Annotated in this window: 17 protein-coding genes; 7 read left to right on the top strand and 10 right to left on the bottom strand. The window is 72.0% G+C overall.

The features are described 5' to 3' along the window. Positions 1–4: 4 nt before the first annotated feature. From AB0C28_RS28745 to AB0C28_RS28730, 4 genes are all read right to left on the bottom strand, one after another. Positions 5–1,111, bottom strand: a complete 1,107-nt coding sequence (locus tag AB0C28_RS28745; RefSeq protein ID WP_357835507.1) for a DUF917 domain-containing protein — start codon at positions 1,109–1,111, stop codon at positions 5–7. Continuing rightward, a complete protein-coding gene (locus tag AB0C28_RS28740; protein ID WP_357835504.1) occupies positions 1,096–2,691 on the bottom strand; it encodes a hydantoinase/oxoprolinase family protein in 1,596 nt (531 codons plus the stop codon). Before AB0C28_RS28740 ends, AB0C28_RS28745 begins: the two co-directional genes overlap by 16 nt. Positions 2,692–2,731: 40 nt before the next feature. Further along, entirely contained in the window at positions 2,732–4,069 is a 1,338-nt protein-coding gene (locus AB0C28_RS28735; protein ID WP_358078765.1) for a cytosine permease, read from the bottom strand. 142 nt (positions 4,070–4,211) lie between these two features. Continuing rightward, positions 4,212–5,591: a glycosyl hydrolase family 65 protein gene (locus AB0C28_RS28730; protein WP_358078762.1), complete on the bottom strand. Its 1,380-nt coding sequence runs from the start codon at positions 5,589–5,591 to the stop codon at positions 4,212–4,214. A 398-nt stretch (positions 5,592–5,989) separates the two neighbouring features. Between AB0C28_RS28730 and AB0C28_RS28725 the strand changes: the two genes are divergently transcribed. The 3 genes from AB0C28_RS28725 (at position 5,990) to AB0C28_RS28715 (ending at position 9,096) form a co-directional block, all read left to right on the top strand. After that, entirely contained in the window at positions 5,990–7,096 is a 1,107-nt protein-coding gene (locus AB0C28_RS28725; RefSeq protein WP_357835495.1) for a Zn-dependent alcohol dehydrogenase, read from the top strand. After that, on the top strand, positions 7,093–7,902 hold the full coding sequence (locus AB0C28_RS28720; RefSeq protein WP_358078759.1) for an SDR family oxidoreductase: 810 nt from the start codon (positions 7,093–7,095) through the stop codon (positions 7,900–7,902). The genes AB0C28_RS28725 and AB0C28_RS28720 overlap by 4 nt, the downstream gene beginning before the upstream one ends. Positions 7,903–8,061: 159 nt before the next feature. Further along, on the top strand, positions 8,062–9,096 hold the full coding sequence (locus tag AB0C28_RS28715) for a LacI family DNA-binding transcriptional regulator (protein WP_357835489.1): 1,035 nt from the start codon (positions 8,062–8,064) through the stop codon (positions 9,094–9,096). A 13-nt stretch (positions 9,097–9,109) separates the two neighbouring features. Here the strand turns inward: AB0C28_RS28715 and AB0C28_RS28710 are convergent, their stop codons facing one another. The 4 genes from AB0C28_RS28710 to AB0C28_RS28695 form a co-directional block, all read right to left on the bottom strand. Next, complete coding sequence (locus tag AB0C28_RS28710) at positions 9,110–10,054, bottom strand: oligopeptide/dipeptide ABC transporter ATP-binding protein (RefSeq protein WP_357835487.1); 945 nt, start codon at positions 10,052–10,054, stop codon at positions 9,110–9,112. A 64-nt stretch (positions 10,055–10,118) separates the two neighbouring features. Further along, the gene (locus AB0C28_RS28705) at positions 10,119–12,029 is read right to left on the bottom strand and encodes a dipeptide/oligopeptide/nickel ABC transporter permease/ATP-binding protein (RefSeq protein ID WP_358078756.1); all 1,911 of its coding nucleotides are present in this window, start codon (positions 12,027–12,029) and stop codon (positions 10,119–10,121) included. A gap of 1 nt (position 12,030) precedes the next feature. After that, entirely contained in the window at positions 12,031–13,044 is a 1,014-nt protein-coding gene (locus AB0C28_RS28700; RefSeq protein WP_357835481.1) for an ABC transporter permease, read from the bottom strand. Positions 13,045–13,076: 32 nt separating this feature from the next. After that, on the bottom strand, positions 13,077–14,672 hold the full coding sequence (locus tag AB0C28_RS28695) for an ABC transporter substrate-binding protein (RefSeq protein WP_357835478.1): 1,596 nt from the start codon (positions 14,670–14,672) through the stop codon (positions 13,077–13,079). A 369-nt stretch (positions 14,673–15,041) separates the two neighbouring features. On the opposite strand from AB0C28_RS28695, the gene AB0C28_RS28690 reads away from it, so the two are divergent. The 4 genes from AB0C28_RS28690 (at position 15,042) to AB0C28_RS28675 (ending at position 19,101) form a co-directional block, all read left to right on the top strand. Beyond that, a complete protein-coding gene (locus AB0C28_RS28690; RefSeq protein ID WP_357835475.1) occupies positions 15,042–15,887 on the top strand; it encodes a hypothetical protein in 846 nt (281 codons plus the stop codon). A gap of 30 nt (positions 15,888–15,917) precedes the next feature. Continuing rightward, the gene (locus AB0C28_RS28685) at positions 15,918–17,075 is read left to right on the top strand and encodes a mandelate racemase/muconate lactonizing enzyme family protein (protein ID WP_358078752.1); all 1,158 of its coding nucleotides are present in this window, start codon (positions 15,918–15,920) and stop codon (positions 17,073–17,075) included. Between the two features lie 92 nt (positions 17,076–17,167). Next, complete coding sequence (locus tag AB0C28_RS28680; protein WP_357835471.1) at positions 17,168–18,106, top strand: aldo/keto reductase; 939 nt, start codon at positions 17,168–17,170, stop codon at positions 18,104–18,106. Beyond that, positions 18,103–19,101 carry a Gfo/Idh/MocA family oxidoreductase gene (locus AB0C28_RS28675; RefSeq protein WP_358078749.1) on the top strand — a complete coding sequence of 333 codons (999 nt, stop codon included), beginning with the start codon at positions 18,103–18,105 and terminating at the stop codon, positions 19,099–19,101. Before AB0C28_RS28680 ends, AB0C28_RS28675 begins: the two co-directional genes overlap by 4 nt. Before the next feature lie 129 nt (positions 19,102–19,230). Here the strand turns inward: AB0C28_RS28675 and AB0C28_RS28670 are convergent, their stop codons facing one another. Next, complete coding sequence (locus AB0C28_RS28670; RefSeq protein WP_358078747.1) at positions 19,231–21,543, bottom strand: glycoside hydrolase family 3 N-terminal domain-containing protein; 2,313 nt, start codon at positions 21,541–21,543, stop codon at positions 19,231–19,233. A 93-nt stretch (positions 21,544–21,636) separates the two neighbouring features. After that, positions 21,637–22,656 carry an NAD-dependent epimerase/dehydratase family protein gene (locus tag AB0C28_RS28665; protein WP_357835462.1) on the bottom strand — a complete coding sequence of 340 codons (1,020 nt, stop codon included), beginning with the start codon at positions 22,654–22,656 and terminating at the stop codon, positions 21,637–21,639. Positions 22,657–22,752: the final 96 nt, after the last annotated feature.

Genomic DNA, 22,752 nt, shown 5'->3' with positions numbered 1-22,752 from the left:
CCGATCACACAGGTTCGCCGGTCAGCCGCTCGACCGGGACGTACGGCTCGCTCAGCCCGAACGCCTCCGGGCCGAAGCAGGCCAGCGCCTCAGGGGTGCGCATGATGCCGGGCGTCGAGATCGCGTAGACGGCGAGCCGCTGGCCGTAGGCGAGCGCCTCCGTGGTGACCGGCTGCCCGGTCTCGCTGTTGAGGGTGCAGATCAGGTCGGGCACGATCGCGGCCACGCGCCCGCCGCGGCGGGCGATCAGGTGCTCGTTCTGGAACGTGATCACCATCTCGTCGGCCGGATCGTCGTTGGCCGCCAGCGTGACCGTGCCGCGGGCGAAGCCGCCGGTCGTGCGGCGGTCGACGTCCACCACCTTGCCGGTGAACAGCACGATGCCGTGCGTGTAGATCGTGCCGGCCAGCGCCTCGCTCAGCCGCTCGAACGGGTCGGCGTGCTCGGCGCGGGCCACGCGCAGCGCGGCGCCGAGCTTCATGGCGAGGGAGAGCGTCCCCGGGATGGCGGTGCGGCGGACGGTCGCCGCGTCCATCGGGTAGTCGCAGATGTAGGCGGCCCCGCCCATCTCCACGGTCATCACCCGGGCCAGCCGCTCCATGCGCAGGTTGTCCACGGCGTCGATGATGCCGCTGTCGCCGTGGTCGGAGGCGATCGACATGGGCGAGCCCGGCACCCCGTACACGGCGAACGTCTCCATCTGCAGCTCGGGGAAGGCCCGGCCCATGCCGTCGGCGTCCACCACGGGCAGCCCGGTCTGGGCGCCGAGCAGCAGCGGCATCATGGAGTTGATCCCGCCGCACTCGATCGGCATCGTGGCGGCCGCCGTACGGCCCAGGTGCCGTTCCAGCGCCCGCAGCGCGATCACGTTGCCCGCCCCCGACGGCGCCTTCTCCACGAACACCGTGGGAGCGCCCATCATGGCGCTGGGCAGCACGAGCGCGTCGTCGGGCAGCTCGTCCACGCCGATGACGCGGATGGTGCGCCCGGCGCGGAGCTGCTGTTCCACCAGCAGCCGGCCGATGTACGGATCGCCGCCGCCGCCCGTGCCCAGCACGGCGGCGCCCTCGGCGAGGTCCCGCAGCCCTTCGACGGTCAGCTCGTAGCCCACTGCTGCTCCTGTTCCTCGTCTGGGGACGTCTTCGCGCTCAGGTCCAGATCGCCGACCGCTTTGACCCGTACGCGCACGGCGTTGCCGGGCAGGTAGGGCACGTGCACCTCGTTGACGTCGACGATCCGCACGCTGTCCGGTGCGGCGCCCGCCGCGACGGCCCGTTCGACGGCCTCGGCGCGGGCCTGTTCGAGGACGTCCTCGCGGGTGACGGAGGGCGTGACGGCGAACAACCGGTCCACGTCCCCGCCGATCTGCCCGATCGCGGCGCCGATGGCGTTGGCCACCGCGCCGTGCTCCGGCCGGTGCGTCGCGGGGATGCCGGGCAGCTCGGACGGCATCAGCACGCCGCCGCCGCCCACGATGACCACCGGCAGCGGCTCGGGGGTGACCCGCATCCGGTCCACCAGGTCGGCGACCGTCGCGGACATCCGGGCCACACCGCGGCGGACCAGCTCGGGGTCCAGGCCGCGGACGAGGGAGGTGTCGCCGACGTCGGCCAGCCCGGCGGCCACGGCCAGGTCGGTCGCGGTCAGCACCTGGCCGCCGAACACCAGCGCGTGCTCGGTGAGCTGGTAGCCGACGCTGTCGGGGCCGATGTCCGGCTCCGGCGTGCCGGTGACCCGGCTGCCGCCGCCCAGCCCGATCGACAGCACGTCCGGCATGCGGAAGTTCGTCCGTACGCCGCCGATGTCGACCTCGCCGCTCGCCTGCCGGGGATAGCCGCCGGACAGCATGCCGACGTCGGTGGTCGTGCCGCCGATGTCGACCACCGCGCAGTCGCTCAGCCCCGACAGGAACGCCGCGCCGCGCATGCTGTTGGTGGGGCCGGACGCGAACGTGCGCACCGGGTAGCGGCGGGTGTGCCCGGCGTCCATGAGCGTGCCGTCGTTCTGCGACAGGAACAGCGGCGCGCTCACACCGACCGTGGCCAGGGCCTGGGCGAAGGCGTCCACGATCTCGCCGGCGAGATCGCGCAGGCAGGCGTTGACGATGGTGGCGTTCTCGCGTTCCAGCAGCCCGATCCGGCCGATCTGGTGCGAGAGGCTGACGTGCAGGTGCGGCAGCTCCGCGAGCAGGATCGCCGCCGCCTCCTCCTCCAGCTCGGCGTTGACGGGGGAGAAGACCGAGCTGATGGCGACGGTACGGATGTCCCGCGCGGCCAGGTCGGCGGCCGCGCGCTTGAGCTCGTCCGGGTCGAGCGGTGAGATCGGGCGGCCGTCGAACTCGTGGCCGCCGTGGCACAGGTGCACGCTCGGGCGGATCGCCGCCACCAGCCGCTCCGGCCAGTCGACCAGCGGTGGCAGGGCGGCGGTCGCCGGCAGCGCCAGCCGGACGATCCCGGTGGGCGCCAGCCGGCGGCCGGTCACCAGGGCGTTGGTGAAGTGCGTGGTGCCGATCATGACGCCGTCGACGGCGCTCCGGTCGACGCCGCCGCCGTCGAGGAGGCGCCGCGACGCGGTGACGATGCCCCCGGTCACGTCGGCCGTGGTCGCGGCCTTGACCTCGGCGACCACCGTGGACCCGTCCATGAGGACGGCGTCGGTGTGGGTGCCGCCCACGTCGATCCCAACGCGCACGAAGAACTCCTGTCTGAAAGGGGGCGAAGCGGGGGTCGGGTCAGGCGGAGGTGGTGGTGCGGGAGGGGGAGCCGGTGAGGTGGAGGCGGCCCGCGGCGGCGTACAGGACGAACGCGACGAGCAGGGCGTTGAGCGCGGGGATGCCCCACGTCAGATAGTGGCCCACGAGGGAGGAGACGAGCCAGATCACCAGCGCGGCCGGAACCCAGCCGGGCGCGGACGCGGGCAGCTCTCCCGAGGCGCGGGAGGCGTCGAGTTCGGCGCGCCAGCGGCGCACCACGTAGTACTCGGCGACCATGATGCCCGCGATCGGGGGGATGGCCACGCCGAGCAGGGTGAAGAAGCCGATGAGGTGGTCGAGGATGCCGGCCGCGGCCAGGCCCGTGCCGACGACGCCGAGTGCGACGGTGACGACCGCGCGGTTGGCTCGCATGCCGAACGCGGTGTGCAGGGCGTTGGTGGTGCCGAGGCTGGCGGCGTACAGGTTCCAGTCGTTGATCTTGAGGGTGGCGCTGACGAGCACGATCGTGCCGACGGCGCCGGAGGTGGTGGTGACGATGGCGATCACGTCGCCGGTGCGCAGCGCGTGCGCCAGCAGCACGCCGACCAGGGCGATCACGTACTCGCCGAGCGTGATGCCGAGCACGGTCTGCTTGACGACGTCGGCGGCGCTGCGGTTCCACCGGGTCATGTCCGGCGAGATGACCGCGCCGACGATGAAGCCGCCGGCCACGATGGTGGTGGCCTGGGCCAGGCTCAGGGCCGGTCCTGGCGGCGCCGAGGCCATCAGGCTGCCCAGGTCCTGCCTGCCCAGCTCGACCGCGATGGCCCAGCCGGCCAGCGCGAGGAACGCCGGTACGGTGATCCACGCGGTCCAGGCCATGCCGGCGAACCCGTGCACGACGATGGCGGTGATGGCGAGCCCGGACAGGATCGCCCACACCCACACCGGAGGTCCGCCGAGGAGGGAGGCGAGCCCCTGGGCGAGGACGCCGGACTGCACGCCGAACCAGCCGAGCAGGCACACCGCGATCACCACGCCGATGATCCCGGAGCCGTACCGGCCGAAGCCCGACCAGCGGGCGAGCACGGCGGTGGACAGGCCCTCGCGCATGCCGGCGATGCCGATCGCGATGGCCACCACTTCGAGGATGACCGCGCCGAGGGTGATGGCGAGCACGGCGTCCCAGAAACGCATGCCCATGCCGAGTGTGGCGCCGAGCAGGAACTGCGACAGCGCGGACAGCATGCCGAACCGTTGTACGGCGACGGTGAGCCAGCCGTAGCGGGCCTGCTGGGGGACCCGCTGCAGTGCGTAGTCGTCGCGGGCTAACCCGTCGTCGGAAGCCGTGCCATCTTGCGCCGCCGTATCCGTCATGTCGGCCATCTCCTCCCCTTCTGTGTGCCCGATGGAGGACCCCGATAGGAAAAGACGTTAGGTGGCGCAAGCGATCACGTGAATAGCCGGAGAGCTTTTTGCTCCTTTCGTCGCGCGGGCATCGGGCTTCTCACCAGGCGCTTCAGGCGAGTGTGATCCGGACGTCGTGGTGGCCGGTGAGGTCCGCCGGGATCAGGTCCGCCTCGCGTCCGTCGAGGCGGACGTCCCGTACGCGTGTGCCGCCCCCTGAGACGGTGAGGTCCAGGGTCATGTGGCGGTAGCGCAGGCCGCTCAGCGTGGCCTCGGTCCAGTGCGCGGGCATGGCGGGGGAGAAGCGCAGTCCTTCCGGCTCGAACCTGAGCCCGAACAGGCCGTGGTGCACCAGGCCGAGCAGGGTGGTGGCCGACCAGGTCTGGTCGGGCTCCGACGGCCATGGCCTGCCCTGCTGCCAGCCGCCATCGGGCACGCCGGTGATCGCGTGGTAGACCTCGTACAGCCCACCCGCGCTGGCCGGGCCACCGTCGGTCGTAGCCGCGTCGGCCGGGACGCCGGTGAACAGGCCGAGCAGGTCCGTCAGCGTTTCGAGGAAGCGGTCCGGATGACCGCCGCGCGCCATCGCGTCGCCCCAGACGCCCATCACCATCGGCCAGCAGATCGCGTTGTGGCGGCCTGGACGTTCCGGGCTGTACCGGTCGAAATGCGGCCAGACGTTGACCACGCCGCGCGGCTCGCGGTGCGTGTTCGCCGCGACGAGGGCGGCCCGCCGCTCGTGCGCCACCCCGAACAGGATCGCCATGGCCAGCCCCAGGGCCTCCTGGTGCGCATCCAGGCGGCCGTCCTCGTGCAGGAAGTAGCCGTACAGGCCGGCGTCCTCCCGCCACAGCCACCGGTTCACCGCGGCGGCCGTGGCGTCGGCCCGCTCCAGGTGGGGTCGCGCGTCGGCGCCGAGCGCGGCCGCCATCCGGCCGAGCGCCCGGTGCGCCCCGGCGTAGACGGCGTTGGTGGACAGGCACATGATCCGGTGCGCCTCCGGGTAGTCCAGCACGAAACTGGAGCCGATGGCGGGGTCGTTGGGCGGCTCCGGGTAGCCGGAGATGCCGTCCTGCATGACGGAGCCACCGCGATAGAGCCCGTACCTTCCGTCGAGCCGCTCCTTGTCCAGGACCTCCATCGTCGCCGCGGCGATCGGGTACGCGCGGGCCAGGAACTCCTCGTCGCCGGTCACCAGCACGTGGTTCCAGGCGGCGACGGCCCAGATGATCTGGTCCCACCACTGGTCGTCCTGCTGGACGAGCCCCCCGTCGGTGACGGCCATGAGGGTGTCGCGGGCCGCGTCCGGTGACAGGAGGCTGGCGGCGTACCAGGAGTTGATCGAGGCGTCCCTGGTCCACGGGGTCGGATAGCCGCCGCCGGCGCGGATGATCCCGCCGATCGTGTTGACGTCGAGCAGGTTGCGCAGGGCGGCCTCGTAGACCGCGACGAGTTCGGACTGGGGGCAGGTCAGCACGGTCCTCTGGGGCATTTCCGGAGGATACCCACGATGGCCGGCCCGCTCCCGGGACACCGCGATCGGCGGCCGGGGAGTAGCCCGACCGGATGGACAGTTCCGATCCTGTCGAGACGAGTTTCGAGACGTCGCGATCCGTGCGACGGGTGCCGGAACCCATCCGTCGGCTCGGCATATCCCCATGTCGAAAAGCCATCACCCGCCAGACCGCCGCCGTCCGACGCCGATGGACACCCGGACGGCGGTCCGGCATCCTGCGACCACCACGGTCGAAAGTTCCGAAACTGTTGACGTCAAGTGTTCGTGACATCTACCGTTACAACGATCGAGTCAAGACCTGAGCAGCACGTTGCCGGACGAGTACGCCGTCTCCTCGTTCACCGGCCGGCTGCGAGGGCGACCGGAGGGGGCAGATGAGAGCCGCGCTGCTGGAACACGTCGGATCCCCCCTTGCCGTCCGCGAACTACAACTCGACCCGCCGCACGCGGGAGAGGTCCTGGTCCGGGTCGAGGCGGCGGGCGTCTGCCACAGCGACCAGCACTACCTGACCGGCGACCTGCGCGCCCCGCTCCCGGTCGTGCCGGGGCACGAGGGCGCCGGCGTGATCGAGGAGGTCGGCCCCGGCGTCACCGGGGTGAAGCCCGGTGACCGGGTCTGCCTGATGTGGCGGCCCCGGTGCGGTCAGTGCCCCTACTGCCTGGCAGGACGGCCCGCCCTGTGCGAGGCGGCGGGCATCCAGGCCAGTTCGGGCGGCCTGCTCGACGGCACCACCCGGCTCAGGGACGGCGACGCACGCGTCCATCACCTGCTGGGCGTGTCCTGCTTCGCCGAATACTGCGTGGTCTCCGAGCGCGCCGTGGTGCCCGTTCCGTCCGACGTGCCGCCCGAGATCGCGGCCATCGCCGGGTGCGCCGTCATCACCGGCGTCGGCGCGGTGCTCAACGCCGTGGGAGAGTGCGCGGGCGACGCCATCGTGATCTTCGGCGCGGGCGGCGTCGGGCTGTCGAGCGTGCTCGGCGCCCGGCTGGCCGGCGCGAACCCGATCATCGTCGTCGACGTCGTCCCCGAACGCCTCGCCATGGCGGCCCGGCTCGGCGCCACGCACACCGTGGACGCCTCCAGCCAGGACGTCGCCGCCGCCATCAGGGCCGTCCGGCCGCGCGGCGCCGAATGGGCGATCGAGGCCATCGGCCGGCCTGCCACGCTGGAGACGGCCATCGACGTGCTCCGCCCCGGCGGCACGCTGGTGGCGGTCGGCCTGGGCGCGGTCGGCACGACGTTCGCGGTCCCGCTGAACCTGCTGGTGCAGCGGGAGAAGCGGGTGGTGGGCAGCCTGTACGGCTCCGCCAACCCGCTCATCGACCTGCCCCGGATCTTCGACCTCTACCTCGCGGGCCGCCTGCCGCTCGACGCGCTCATCGGCCGGAGCTACCCGCTGGACCACGTCAACACGGCCTTCGCCGACCTGGCCGGCGGCTCGGTCGGCCGAGGAGTGCTACTGCCCTGGGGGTCGCCATGACCATCGCACCACAAGCCGCCGAGGCCGCCGAGGCCGGGAAGCCGCGCTACGCCGTCTACCCCAGCCTGCGCGACCGCGTCGCCTTCGTCAGCGGCGGCTCGACCGGGCTGGGCTCGGAGTTCGTCGCCGCCCTCGCCGCGCAGGGCGCCCGCGTCGGTTTCGCGGACATCGACGCCGAGGGTGCCGAACGGCTGCTCGCCCGGATCGCCGAGCTCGACTGCCCGAAGCCCGTGTTCGTCCCCGCCGACGTGCGCGACGTCGAGCAGGTACGAGCGGCGGTGGCGGCGGTGGAGACGGAGCTCGGGCCGATCTCGATCCTGGTCAACAACGCCGCCAACGACGAACGCCACGACAGCGCGGCCGTGGACGAGGCGTTCTGGGACAACGGGATGGCGGTCAACCTGCGCCACCACTTCTTCGCCATCCAGGCGGTCACCGCCGGCATGCGCGAGCTCGGCGGCGGCTCGATCATCAACCTGGGCTCGATCAGCGCGCACGCGGACTTCGTCGGGCTGCCGGTCTACATCGCGGCCAAGGCCGCCATCGAGGGCATGACCCGCACCCTGGCACGGGAGCTGGGCCCCGACCGGATCCGGGTCAACTGCGTCATCCCCGGCTGGGTCCTCACCGAACGGCAGCTCGCGCTGTGGGCCACACCCGAGACGCTGGAGAAGGTACGCGGGGCCCAGTCGCTGCGCGAGCACGTCATGCCCGCTGACGTGGCACGCATGGTGTTGTGGCTGGCGGCCGACGACAGTGCGATGTGCACGGGCCAGAACTGGATCGTCGACGGCGGATGGATGTGAACGCGGTGACCCGGCGTCCGGCGCGCCTGCGCGCGGGTTCCAGGTGGCCGGCGCGTCGCGGTCGTACCGGCGTTCGCGAGGTTCGGTCCGGCTGTCTCACGGCCCCTACGATGGTAGCTGCGACAGTGAAGCCCGGTTTCCGCAATGGAGCATGTCTTGGTGTCTGACTCAGTCGAACGGCGGGTCACCGTCGCCGATATCGCCGCCGCGGCCGGCGTCTCGCGCGCCACCGTGTCGAAGGTGCTCAACGGTCGCGCGGACGTGGCGCCGGCCACGCGGGCCCAGATCGAAACGATGCTGGTCGAACGCGGCTACGTCCCCACCAAACGCACGAAGCGCGCCGTGGCGGCGGGCCGGCGCGGCGGCCTGATCGAGATGCTCTTCAACGACGCGAGCACGCCCTGGGCCGCCGAGATGATCCGCGGCGGGGAGGCGGCTGCGCGGGCCGCGCGGGTCGGCATCGTCGTCTCGGTGCTCGACAGCGGGCCGAGACGGGCCCAGCAGTGGCTGGAGGACGTCTCCGACCGGGGCTCGCGCGGCATCGTCCTCGCGCTGTCGGAGCTGTCGCCGGCCGACCACAAGCGGATCGCGCAGCTCGGCGTGCCGGTGATCCTCGTCGATCCGGTCGGCGACGTCGACTCCGACGACCCGTCGATCGGCGCGGGCAACTGGGGCGGCGGGCTGGCCGCCACCCGGCACCTGATCGAGCTCGGCCACCGGCGCATCGCGGCGATCACCGGGCCGATGCGCTTCCTGTGCAGCCAGGCCCGCCTGGCCGGCTACCGGGCCGCGCTGGAGCGGGCGGGCATCCCGCCGGACGACGGGCTCGTCGAGCACGGCGACTTCCACTACTCCTCCGGTCTGAAGTCGGCGCTGACCCTGCTCGACCTGCCCGACCCGCCCACGGCGATCTTCGCCGCCAACGACGAGCAGGCGACCGGCGTCTACGCCGCGATCCAGCAGCGGGGCCTGTCCGTGCCCCACGACATGAGCGTGGTGGGCTTCGACGACGTGCCGGTGGCGCAGTGGATCTCACCGCCGCTGACGACGGTGCGGCAGCCGATCGCAGAGCTGGGCGCGCTGGCCATCCGCACCCTCCTCGCCCACGAGGAGGGCGCCGACCTGCCGCAGGGCCGCGTCGAGCTGTCCACGAAACTGATCGTCCGCGCCAGCACCGCCCCACCCGCCCGCTGAGGCGGGCGACGGCTCAGGCGCGCGGGCCGACCGGGTCGTCCAGTTCGCGGGCGAAGTGGCAGGCGGCGCGGTGCGCGTGCGCGGCCGTGGCGGCCGGTTCCGTGGTCACGCAGATCTCCCGCTCCGGGTGCGCGGCCGGCCCGATCGGGCAGCGCAGCCGGTAGGCGCATCCTCCCGCCGAGGCCGGATCGGTGACCGCTGACGCCTCCACGTCGGCCTCCGACAGCAGCCGGCGCTGCCCGATCTCCGGTACGGCCGCCAGCAGGGACCGCGTGTACGGATGCTCGGGCCGCCCGATGACCTCGTCCACGGCCCCGTACTCGACGATGCGGCCGTCGAACATCACGGCCAGGTCGTCGCACATGTACTCCACGACGGCGAGGTTGTGACTGATGAAGATCATGGTCAGCCCCAGCTCGGCCCGCAGCCGGCGGAGCAGGTTCAGCACGACCGCCTGCACCGACACGTCCAGCGAAGCGGTCACCTCGTCGGCGATCACCACGTCGGGACGGGCCGCGAGCGCCCTGGCGATGGCCACCCGCTGCCGCTGACCGCCGGACAGGTCGCCGGGACGGGACCTGGCGACGGCGGGATCGAGCGAGACCAGGTCGAGCAGCTCGGCCACCCGCGCCGAGGCGTCCCGCCCGCGCACCCCCGTGAGCCCCTCCGTCACGCACTGCTCCACGGTGAAACGCGGGTCCAGCGAGCTGCGCGAGTCCTGGAAGACGAGCTGCACCCGGCGGCGCGCCTGACGGGACGACAGGTCGGCGCCGTCGATCCGCATGCTGCCCGTGGCCGGCGTCAGCCCGACGAGGGCGCGGGCCACCGTGCTCTTGCCCGAGCCCGACTCGCCCACGAGGCCGAGTACGGAGCCGGCGGCGACGTCGAAGGAGACGCCGCGGACGGCCGTGACGGAGCCGTACCGGACGGTGAGGTCCTCGACCGACAGAGCGGCCATCAGATCGACACTCCTTCGCTGGTCAGCGCGTCGGGAACGGCCGTCAGGGCGTCGGAGGCGGTCATCAGATCGTCGCTCCTTCGCTGGTCGGCACGTCCCCGGGTTCGGTGAGCGGATGCCAGCAGGCGGCGCGGCGGCCGTCGGCCAGCTCGCGCAGGGGCGGGCGGCTGGACAGGCAGGTGGCGTCGGCGCGGGGGCAGCGCGCCGCGAAGTAGCAGCCGGGCAGATCGGTGTCAGGGCCCGGCATGCGGCCGTCGATGGCGACCAGCGGCCGGCTCTTGTCCAGCCCCATGCGCGGGCTGGCCGCGAGCAGCACCGACGTGTACGGGTGCGCGGGCGAGTCGAGCAGATCGGCCGTCGTCGCCTCCTCCACGATGAAGCCCGCGTACATGACGATGATCCGGTCGCAGAGCTCGGACACGACGGCGATGTCGTGCGAGATGAACAGCAGGCCCGCCTCCGTCCGCGCGCCGAGCCGGTCGACCAGCCGCAGGATCTGCCGCTGCACGGTGACGTCGAGCGCGGTGGTCGGCTCGTCCGCGATGAGCAGCCGCGACTCGCCCATCAGGCCGATGGCGATGCCGACCCGCTGCTTCATGCCGCCGGACAGCTCGTGCCGGTGCTGCTCGAAGCGGCGGGCCGGGTCGGTGATGGCCACCGCGCGCAGCGCGTCCAGCGCCTTGCGCTTGGCGTCCGGCTTGCTCTCGCCCAGGTGGATGACGGCCGGTTCGACAAGGTGCGTGCCGATCTTGATGGCGGGGTTCAGCGCTTCGCCGGGGTCCTGGAAGACCATGGCCATGTTGCGGCCGAGGACGCGCTGGGTGGCGGCGTCCGGCGCGAGCAGGTCGGCGTCCATGAAGCGCAGCCGCTCCGCCTCCACGTGGCCGGGCTCCTCGATGAGCTGGGCGATGGCGGCGGCGGTCAGGCTCTTGCCCGACCCGGACTCGCCGACGATGCCGACCCGCTCCTTCGGGGCGAGGGTGAAGGACACGTCGCGGACGGGCGTGGTGACGCGGCCGTCCGGCGAGGTGTAGGTGACGCGCAGGTGGCGGACGTCCACGAGCGCGCCGCCGTCGTCCTCCGCCGGGCCGGCCGCCGGCTCCGCCGGGCGCGGCAGGGGGCGCCGGGCGGGCGGCGCGGAGCGGCGGCCGGCGATGAGGTCGGACAGCCGCTCGCCGGCCAGGTTGAACGTCAGGCCGGCCAGCACGATCGCGATGGACGGCGCGATGGCCACACCGGGGGTCACGTAGATACGGGTGAGCCCGTCGTTGAGCAGCCGTCCCCAGTCGTAGACGGGCGGCTGCACGCCCAGCCCGAGGAAGCTCAGACCGGACAGCGCCAGCACCGCCGTCCCGATGTGGATGGTCGAGTACAGGACGATCGGCTCGGCGATGTTGGGGAGGATGTGGCGGAACGTCCGGTAGATCGGGCCTCTGCCCAGCACACGGGACGCCTCGACGTACTCCTTGGACACCACCGACGCCGTGAGCGTCTGCGTGATACGGGCGAAGCCCGGCGCGAACGAGGCGCCCACCGCGAGCACGCTGCCCACCGAGCCGATCCCGAACAGCACCGCGAAGAAGATCGCCAGCAGCAGCGCGGGGAACGCGATCAGCACGTTGATCAGCGCGCCGAGCACGCGGCCCAGGCGGCGCGACATCGCGGACATCAGCCCGAGCCCGATGCCGACGCAGCCGCCCACGATCGTGGCGACCACGGCCAGCACCAGCGAGTTGCGCGTCGCCACGAGCGTCCTGGCCAGGATGTCGCGCCCCAGGTCGTCGGTGCCCATCCAGTGCGCGGCGCTGATCGACTGGTTGGCCTCGGCCACGTTGCTCGCCGACGCGGACTGCCCCCAGATCGACGGGCCGGCGACCGAGAGGAAGACGAACAGCAGGATCAGGAGCAGGGGTACGCCGCCGGACACCAGGCGGCCGGGACGCAGGCCCCGGAAGGCAGCCGTCGAAACGGTCATGTCAGACCTCCCCCAGCCGGGATCGCGGATCGAGCACGCCGAGCACGACGTCCACGACCATGTTGAGCAGCAGGACGGCGGTGCCGAGGACCAGCAGGATGCCCTGGATCAGCGGATAGTCCTTCTGGATGACCGCCTGCGAGATCACCGTGCCGACCCCGGGCCAGCCGAAGACGTTCTCCACCAGCACGGTTCCGGCGATCAGGCCGGCCAGGATCATGGTGCCGTAGGTCAGGGAGGCGGTCATCATGTTCGGCAGCACGTAACGCCAGTAACGCAGGGCCGTCGGCACGCGGCGCGCCTTGGCGGCCCTGACGTACTCCGCGTCCAGCACCTTGAGCGCCTCCACCCTGACGATCCTGGACAGCGAGGCCGCCGGGCCCGCGATGAGCGCCGCGACGGGCAGCACGTACGAGCTGAGCCCCTCGTCGCCCGCCGCGGGAAACGCCTTGATCGTCACCACGAACACGAGGCTGAGCACGGTGGCCAGCACGTAGTCGGGGATCGAGTTGAGCAGGCCGGTCACGTTCACGAACCAGCCGCGCACGTGCCGCCCGCGCCCGCCCCTCGTCCGCACCGCCGTGAGCAGCCCGACCGGCATCGCGATCAGCACGACCAGCAGGAACGCCGGTCCGGCCAGCCGCAGCGTGTTCGGGAACCGGGTGGTCAGCAGGTCGGCCACCGGGGCCTCGGTCACGATGGAGCGGCCGAAGTCGCCGGTCACGACGCCTGCCACGTACCGCCAGAACTGCTCGGGCAGCGGCAGGTCGAGGCCCAGCTCGTGCCGGCGCTGGGCCACCATCTGCGGCGTGGCCTGGTCGCCGAGCGCGGTCTGCACCGGATCGCCGGGGATCAGGTGGACCATGATGAACGTCGCCGCCACCAGGACGAGCAGCGACAGCACGAGCCGGACCAGCCGCCTGCCGGCGAACATCACCCAGCGGCCGGCCCCGGACCGCCGGCGCGCCCCCTCTCGCGCCGGCGGCTCAGCCCCGTCCTGCGCCCCGTCGTGCAAAGGCCGCACCTGCGCGGCCTCGTGGCCCGCGCTCACTGGTACAGCCGCAGGCTCGTCGGCACCGCGAACAGGCCGACGGTCTGCAGCGAGGACTTCGAGGTGTAGAACGGCCGGTTGCCGACGGAGATCGGCAGCACGTCCACCCGCTTCAGCAGCGCCTGGTGCGCCTGCTTCCACAGCTCGCACCCCTCCGCCCCGGAGGCGGCCAGCGCCTTGGCCGACAGGCTGTCGAACTCCTCGTTCTGGATGCTGCCGGTGTTGCGACCGCCCTTGTCAGGGGTCGCGCCGCCCCAGTACGCGGTCATCATGAAGGGGAACTCCAGGTTGATCCCGCTGTAGTAGGCGTCGAAATCCTGCGTGGTGTAGAGCGCTTCGAGGAACGCCGCCTGGGTGAGGCCCTTGAGGTTCGTGCCGATGCCGACGGCCATGAGCTGCTGGCCGATCAGCTCCACCGCGGAGACCGTCTGCGGCGCGCCGACCTGGTAGAGCAGGTTGACGGTCAGCTTCTTGCCGTCCTTGGCACGGATGCCGTCGGCGCCCTTGGCGTACCCGGCGGCGTCGAGCCGCTGGTTCGCCGCGGCCGGGTCGAACGCGGGCAGCGTGCCGGTGGTCTCGTCGCCGGGGCAGGAGACGGGCTTCTCCACCATCATGTTGTCGGCGACCTGGCCGGTGCCGCTGGTGCCGACCTTGGTGACCTGCGCGCGGTCGAGCGCCGCGGCCATGGCCAGTCGCACCTCGGGGTCGGCGAACACGCGGCCCTTGGCCTCGTTCAGGTTCATCTCGCCGACCATCACCGGCACGTCGAACTTCTTCAGCGTGGGGGTGGCGTCCAGGCGGGCGCGGTCGGGGCCGGTGATCTGGGCGGCGTTGATCTGGCCGGAGAGCAGCTGGTTGGCGGAGGTGGACTCGTTCTGCACGAAGGCGATCTTCACCGTCTTCGGGCTGCCCGCCTCCGCGTTCCCTGCCCCCTTCGGGCCCCACGCGTAGCCGGGCCGCGCTTCGAGCGTGTAGTGGTCGCCCGGGACGTAGTCGGTCACCTTGTACGGGCCCGTCCCGTTGGAGGCGTGCTCGATGGAGGCGGGATCCTTCAGCCCCGCCGGGCAGACGATGGGCAGCGAGCCCGCGCCCTCCAGCAGGAACCCGAACGGCGTCTTCGTCTTGACGGTCACGGTGCCCGCCGCGTCGTCCGAGGTCACCGTGTACGGCAGCGGGATGGTGAGGTTGACCCAGGGGGAGAGCGTCTTGGGGTCTTTGACGTAGTCGAAGTCCGCGGCGACGTCACTGGCCTTGAGCGGGGTGCCGTCCTCGCAGGTGACGCCCTTGCGCAAGGTGTAGGTGACCTGGTCGGGCGCCACCTTCCACTCGGTGGCCAGCTGCGGGGCCACGCTGCCGTCGGGCATCCGCCCGACGAGCGTGTCGTAGCTGAAGGCGAAGATCTGCCGGTTGGTGCCGCCCGTGGTCTTGTACGGGTTGATCGTCCCCGGATCGGTGCCGAGGTTCATCGTGAACGTGCCCCCGGAGACGGGAGTGCCGCTGGGGGAGCCGCCGCCACCTCCGCCACCACCGCATCCGCCGAGCAGGACCGAAACCGCCACGATCGTCAGCGCGACCGGATGTTTGCGCTTCATGTCGACCCATTTCTTGGAGGGGGAGGGTGGAGGGAAGGAGAGGAGGAGCCGCCGGAAAGACTTCGGCTGAAGTTTCGAAGCGGTCGGTTCGAGTTTCGACTGCGTTCGAGCCAAGTTACGGCGGCGAAAATACGACGTCAAGACCTCACCCGGCCCTCCGAGCGCCGGATCACCGCTCAGCGCGACTCTTCAGGACCGACATCGACCTGCGGAGAAGCGGCTCGGGCAGCCCGGCGACCTGGAGGAATGATCCACGGGTATCGCGCTCGGGCGCCGATCGGGTTACGATGACCTGCAGCCACAGTATCGAAACTTCTCCGAAACTAATCCTGACCGCCGGCCCGGCTCACGACCCGAAAGAGAACCGACGTGATCGAGACCCACGACATCGTTCGCCCTCCCGAGGAGCTCGTCAGCGCTCTGGCGGCCATCGGGAGCGCGACCGCGAGCAGCGAGCTCAACCGGCTCGGGGTCCGCAGCGCGCACATCCGCGGCCCGGTCTCGTTCACGCCGGGCACCTGCGTCGCCGGCCCGGCGCTGACCCTGCAGTTCATGCCGAAGCGCGAGGACCTCTACCAGGTCGACGAGTACGCCGAGCCGGAGAAGCAGTTGCACCGGCACGTGCTCTACCACACCCGGCCTGGCGACATCGTGGTGGTGGACGCGCGCGGCGACATGGCCAGCGGCGTCTTCGGCGAGATGATGATGATCTACTTCAAGCAGCGCGGGGGTGTCGGCGTGGTCGTGGACGGCTGCATCCGCGACCTCGGCAAGGTGCGTGAGCTCGGCCTCGGGCTGTGGCTGCGCGGCACGACGCCGAACTTCCACTCGCAGACCGACATCTTCCCCACGGCCGTCAACGTGCCCGTGGCGTGCGGCAACACCGTCGTGGAGCCCGGCGACATCATCGTCGCCGACGACGACGGTGCGGTGGTCGTGCCGATCAAACTCGCTCCTGCGCTGCTGGCGGAGGCGGGCAGCCACGCGGAGTGGGAGGAGTTCTCCCGGCTGCGGCTGTCGCAGGGCGGCGACCTGCGCACCTACTACCCGCTGTCGGAGGAGGCCCGCCCCGAGTACGAACGCTGGCGCGACGCGCAGGCGGGCGGGGACGCCAACGGACAGGACGCCAACGGACAGGGCGCGGACGGCCGGGACGCGGAGAGCCTGGACGTGCGCGCGGGCGGCCGGGACGCGGACGGCGGCGCTTCCGCCTGAGGCGGCGGGCCGAGTGAGAGGATGGCGCGGATGAAGATCGTGGAGCTCGTTCCCTGGCTGATCCGGTCGGGCGGTTCCTACTGGGGTGAGTTCCTGTTCGTCCAGGTCCGCACGGACGAGGGCATCGACGGCTGGGGCGAGATCACCACCACCACGCGCACGGCCAACCGCGGCATCGCCGCCATGGTGCGTCAGGCCACCGAACTGCTCGCCGGCGACGACCCCGCCAAGATCGAGGACATCTGGCACAAGGTGTTCCGCGCCTTCACCTACATGGGCAGCCGCGGCGCCGGGACGAACGTGACCAGCGCCATCGACATCGCCCTGTGGGACATCCGCGGCAAGGTGCTCGGCCAGCCGGTCTGCGACCTGCTCGGCGGCACCGTACGGGACGACCTGCTCCTCTACACCCACCCCGACCAGAGCCGCTTCGGCACCCGCGACGGGGTCGAGGACGAGATCAGGAAGATCGTCGACTCGGGCCACACGGCCATCAAGTTCGACCCGTTCCCGCACGCGCCCGGCGAGCCGGAGAGCAACGACCGCTACCTCGACGGCCGGCTGAGCCGCGCGCACGAGCGCGAGGCGATGGAGCTGACCGCGCTCATCCGCGAGGTCGCCGGGCCCGACGTGGAGCTGCTGATCGACGCGCACGGCCGGTTCGACGTGCCCACGGCCATCCGGCTCGGCCAGTCGCTGGACGAGGCGGGCGGCATCCACTGGTACGAGGAGCCGGTGCCGCCGGAGAGCTACCACGCGCTCAAGCAGGTGCGCGAGCGGGTCCGGGTGCCGATCTCGGTGGGGGAGCGGCTGCACACCCGGTGGGACTTCGTCCCGGTCCTGGAGAACGGGCTCGCCGACTTCGTCATGCCCGACGTGACCTGGACCGGCGGCATCTCCGAGCTCAAGAAGATCGCCACCATGGCCGAGGCGTACTACGTGCCGGTGTCTCCCCACGACGCGAGCGGTCCTGTCAACCTGGTCGCCGGCGGCCACGTGATGATCACCGTGCCGAACTTCTACCGCATCGAGTCGAGCGGTCACGACCTGGCGGCCTACAACCGGTTCCTGCGCACGCCGCTGGACAACAGCGGCGGCAGGCTCAAGCTGCCGGCGGGCCCCGGGCTCGGACTGGACTTCGACATCGACTACCTGCGCGCCCACGCCCAGGACGGCTTCGGCGGCTGAACCCCGCCCTGACCCGGCGCACGGACGGCGCGGGCGGGACGCGAGAAACCCCTCGCACGGCGAGGGCGGGACGCGAAGAAAGGACGAGGAGCATGCTCACCAAGCGCCCCCTGGGCTCCACCGGGCTGATGGCCCCGCCGCTGTGCATCGGCACCAGCGCGATCGGCAGCATCCCGGGCATCTACGGCTACGAGGTGGACCGCGACCAGGCCCTGCGCACGCTGCGGGCGGTGTTCGACGGGCCGATCCGGTTCCTGGACACCTCCAACAGTTACGGCGGCGGGGAGAGCGAGAGACGGATCGGCGTGGTGCTGCGCGAGATCGGCGGCGTGCCGGCGGACTTCCTGCTGAGCACCAAGGTCGACCCCGACGCGAGCGGCGACTTCTCCGGCGCGCGGGTCAGGGCGTCGCTGGCCGAGAGCATGGAACGGCTCGGCATGGACCACCTGCCGCTCGTCTACCTGCACGACCCGGAGCGCATCACGTTCGACCAGGCCACGGCCCCCGGCGGCCCGGTCGAGGCGCTCGTCCAGGCACAGGAGGAAGGGCTCGTCGGCCACCTCGGCGTGGCCGGCGGGCCGGTCGACATGCTGCGGCGCTTCGTGAACCTCGGCGTGTTCCAGGCGGTCATCACGCACAACCGGTTCACGCTGCTCGACCGGTCGGCCGAGCCGCTGCTCGACCAGTGCGCCGAGGCCGGTGTCGCCGTGCTCAACGCCGCGCCGTTCGGCGGCGGCATGCTCGTCAAGGGCCCCGACACGGCTCCGCGGTACGCGTACCGGATGGCGTCGGACGAGGTCAAGGAGAGCGCCGCCGGGATGTGGCGCGCCTGCGAACGGGCCGGGGTGCCGCTGGCCGCCGCCGCGCTGCAGTTCTCCATGCGTGACCCGCGGATCAGCACGACCGTCGTCGGCATCACCAGGCCTGAACGCCTCGCGCACACGCTGGAGCTCGCCTCGCTCGACATCCCCGGCGACCTGTGGGCCGAACTGGACAAGCTGACTCCGCCGAGCGGGACGTGGTTGCGTTGACGAAGACCTACAGGCCGGGGCCGCTGCGGTGGGGGATCATCGGTACCGGCGGCATCGCCGGGCAGTTCGCCGACGACCTGCGCCACTCCGACGAGGGAGAGCTGGTCGCGGTGGCCTCCCGCTCCACCGCGCGGGCCGAGGCGTTCGCCGCGCGCACCTCCGCGCCCCGCTGCCACGGCACCCACGCGGCGCTGCTGGAGTCGGACGACATCGACGCCGTCTACGTCGCGGTGCCGCACACCGCGCACAGGGACGTGGCGGTGGCGGCGATCGAGGCCGGCAAGGCCGTGCTGGTGGAGAAGCCGTTCACGGTCAATCGCGCCCAGGCGGAGGAGCTGGTGAAGCTGGCCCGCTCGCGCGGCGTGTTCCTGATGGAGGCCATGTGGACGCGCTTCCTGCCGCACATGGTCCGGATCAGGGAACTGCTCGCGCAGGGGCGGCTCGGGGACGTCAGGCTGGTGACCGCCGAGCACGGCGTGTGGTTCCGGCGGAACCCGGCCCACCGGATGTTCGACCCGCACCTCGGTGGCGGCGCGCTGCTCGACCTGGGGGTCTATCCGCTGTCCTTCATGTCCATGGTGCTCGGCCGTCCCTCGTCCGTGCTGGCCTCCTCGCACGCCGGCGACACCGGGGTGGACGCGCAGACCGCCGTCGTCCTGGGGTATGACGAGGGCCGCCAGGCGGTGGCGACCACCTCCATGGAGGCGTGGCTGCCCAACCGGGCGACGATCGCGGGCACCGAGGCGCGCATCGACATCGACACCATGTGGTACCGCGCGACCACGTTCACGCTGACCACGCGCGGCGGAGCGACCGAGCGTTACGAGTTTTCGGTGCCGGGCAGCGGGCTGCGCTTCCAGACCGAGGAGGTGGCGCGGTGCGTGCGCGCGGGCCTGCTGGAGAGCCCGGTGCTGCCGTCGGACGAGGTCTGCCAGATCATGGGCACGATGGACGAGGTACGCGCCCAGATCGGGCTGCGCTATCCCGGCGAATGACGCACATACGGCCGGCGTTCGTGTCGCGGCGCCGGCCGAATGACGCGGGTACCGGCCGTCGTGCTGGCGACCGAATGACGCGCATCCGGCCGACGCCCCCTGCGGGCGCCGGCCGGACACACGGCTCTATCAGCCCTGGCTGACTGTCGCCTCCATCACCCGGTCGAAGCCGACGTACCGCCGCGGACCGGTCATCGAGACCTCGATGACCTCGCGGATGTCGGCGCTGGACGCCCCCACCCGTAGTTCGACCGCGCCCGAATCGACCTGCCGCCGCCCCGACGCGCCCGTGTAGGAGGTCTGGTCGGCGTGCAGCGTGATCGTCACCTCGCGCGTCTCCCCGGGCGCCAGATCCACCCGGGGCGCGGCGAGCAGCGACTGCACGGGTCTGGCCACCTCGGCGACCAGGTCGTGCAGGTACACCTGGACGACCTCGGACACCGTGCCGGCCGCGCCGTTCCGCAGCGTGACCCGCACGTCGAAGGTGCCGTCCGTGGCCCACGTCCCCGACGGGTCCGAGGCGACGGCCGTCCACTCGATCGGGGTGTAGGAGAGGCCGTGGCCGAAGGCGAACAGCGGCGTCGGGTCCACGGTGCTCACCTTGCTGCGCCGGGCCAGCGGCGCGGCGAGGTAGGTGGCGGGCTGGTTGCCGCCGGAGCCGGGGAAGCTCACCGGCAGCCGTCCCATGGGATCGGTCCGGCCGGACAGCACGTCGGCCAGGGCGTGCGCGCCCTCCTCGCCGGGGAAGAACCCGCACACCACGGCCGCCAGCCGGTCCACCTGCCGCTCCAGCTCGTACGGCCGCCCGACCAGCAGCACCAGCACGACCGGCGTGCCGGTGGCGAGGACGGCCTCCAGCAGCTCCTCCTGCCGCCCGGGCAGGCGCAGGCTCGTCGCGTCGCAGCCCTCGCCCGAGGTGCCGCCGCCGAACAGCCCCGCCTGGTCGCCGAGCACGGCCACGCAGACGTCCGCGTCCGCCGCCAGCCCGGCCGCGGCGGCGATCCCGGCGTCGTCCCCGCCGGTCACGGGACATCCCTGCTCGTAACGGACATCGTAGCCGGCCGCGTCGCCGCGCAGCGCCTCGACCAGCGTCGGCACCTCGATGCCGAGGCCCACGCCGGGGTGGTGCACGCCGACGTGCATCGGGAACGAGTAGCAGCCCATCATGGCCTGCGGAGTGTCGGCGCGCGGCCCGACGACGGCCAGCCGCAGGCCCGGCGCCAGCGGCAGTGTCCCGGTGTTGCGCAGCAGCACCACGGACCGGCGGGCCAGCTCCCCGGCCAGGGCCCGGGCCTCCGCGTCGTCCAGCACGACGTCACCCGACTCGGCGTCCTCCTCGGCGTCGAGCACGTCGGGCTCCGGCGTCCAGTCCTCGTCCAGCAGGCCGAGCCGGGCCTTCTGCCACAGCACACGCCGCAGGGCACGATCGACCAGGGCGACGTCCACCTCGCCGCGCTCGACCGCCTCGACCAGGGGCGGGCCGTAGCAGTGCACGGTGGGCAGCTCGACGTCGATCCCGGCCGCGAGCGCCAGCCCGGCCGCCTCGCCGGGTGAACCCGCCACGTTGTGCAGGGTCTGCAGGAACGCGATCGAGAAGTAGTCGGCCACGACCGTGCCGGTGAAGCCGTAGGTGTCGCGGAGCAGATCGGTGAGCAGGGCAGGATCGGCCGCGACCGGCATCCCGTCCACGTCCGCGTAGGAGTTCATCACCGAGTCGGCGCCCGCCCGCAGCGCCATCTCGAACGGCGGCAGCAGCACGTCGGCGATCTCGCGGCGGCCGGCCGACACGGGGGCCAGGTTGCGGCCGCCCTTCGACGCCGAGTAGCCGACGAAGTGCTTGAGCGTGGCCAGCACGCCCGCCGACTGCATCCCGCGCACGTAGGCGCTGCCGATCGTGCCCACCAGCAGGGGATCCTCGCCGATGGTCTCCTCGACGCGCCCCCAGCGCAGGTCGCGGGCGACGTCCATGACCGGGGCCAGGCCTTGGTGCACGCCGAGCCGCCGCATGGTGGCGCCGATCTGCGCGCCCATGCGTTCGACCAGCGCGGGATCGAAGCTCGCGCCCCAGCACAGCGGGGACGGGTAGACGGCGGCCCGCCAGGCGGCCAGCCCGGTCAGGGTCTCCTCGTGCACCAGGGCGGGGATGCCCCACCGCCCGGCCGCCATGATCTCGCGCTGCGTCTTCGCCAGTGTCGCCGCGCCCGTGCGGACGCCGACGGGAGTGGTGCCGAACGGCCGGGTGAGCTGGCCGAGGCCGTCGCGCACCAGGTCGTCCCACGCGGTGTGCAGCCTGGCGAACTCGTGCTGGTGCGGAGCCATCTCGCCGTCGGCGCCGTCGATGCCCACCCAGACGCCGTAGAGCTGCGCGACCTTCTCGGCCAGGCTCATCCGGGCGACCAGGCTCTCGACGAGCTCCTCGCGGGAGGTGCGGTCACCTGCCATGTCAGTCCACGAATCCTTTCGCCACCCGGCCGCCGTGCCGGGACGATCGCGTCGCCTCTGCGAGCGATCCTGAGTCCATTCCGGTACGCCGCGTCACGGCGCCAGCTTGCGTACCGCGGACACCGCGGCCTGGTGTCCTTCGACGAGGCGGCCGAGCAGCGCGTCCGTTCCGGCGTCGGGGCGGGCGTGCTCGGCGTGCCCGGCCCGCCACTCCAGCAGCCGCCTGGCGCCGGCCGGCCAGGTGATCACCGGACGGAACGCGGGCACGAACCGCTTGATCTTGCTGTTGTCGAACACCGCGCTGTGCGACAGGTCGCCGACGATCAGGCTGGACCAGAACCAGTCGGGAGCCACGATCGGCAGGAACTCCGACGGCAGGTGCAGCAGCCGCGCCTCGGCCCCCGCCGTCTTCGCGATGACGTCGTAGATCTCGTTCCAGGTGAGCACCTCGTCGGAGGTGATGTGGAAGTCCTCGCCGATCGCCGGCCAGTTCCCGGCCAGGCCGACCAGGCCCACGGCGAAGTCCTCGGCGTGCGTCAACGTCCACAGGCTGGTGCCGTCGCCGGGGACGACCAGCTCGTCGCCGCGCACGATCCGGTCCCACGCCGTCCAGTCGCCGGGCAGCGGCGGGCGCGCGTCGTCGTAGGTGTGCGAGGGCCGCACGATGGTGACGGGGAAGCCGCGCTCCTCGTACGCGCGCCGCAGCACGTCCTCGGCGGCGATCTTGTCCTGGGAGTAGGTCGAGTAGGGGTTGTACCGCGTGGTCGACTCCACGATCGGCACCTTGCGCACCGGCTTGTGGTACATCGAGGCGGTGCTGATGTGGATGTACTGGCCGATCCGGCCCGCCAGCAGGTCCACCCAGGCCGCGGCGTCCTCGGCGCCGTAGCTGAGGAAGTTGATCACGACGTCGTACGAGGAGCCGTCGAGGGCGGCGCGCATGGACTCCGGGTCGTGCACGTCGCCGGTGACGGTGGTGACGCCGTCGGGGAGCGGCCGGACACCGGCGGTGCGGCCCCGGTTCAGCACGTGCACATCCATGCCCTGGCGCACCGACTCGGCCACGCAGGACGAGCTGATCGTGCCGGTGCCGCCGATGTAGAGAACCTTCACTACGAGTCTCCGGAATCTGTGAGTCGTCCTGACGCGCTCGGCTCGGGCTCCGGATCGCGTCGAAACGTTTCGAAAATGTCTCCGAAACTTCTACCG

The organism is Nonomuraea sp. NPDC048892 (assembly GCF_040649735.1).
Taxonomy (GTDB): Bacteria; Actinomycetota; Actinomycetes; order Streptosporangiales; family Streptosporangiaceae; genus Nonomuraea; species Nonomuraea maheshkhaliensis.
The sequence above is the reverse complement of the archived record's forward strand: the minus strand, read 5'-3'. Positions and strand labels throughout refer to the sequence as shown.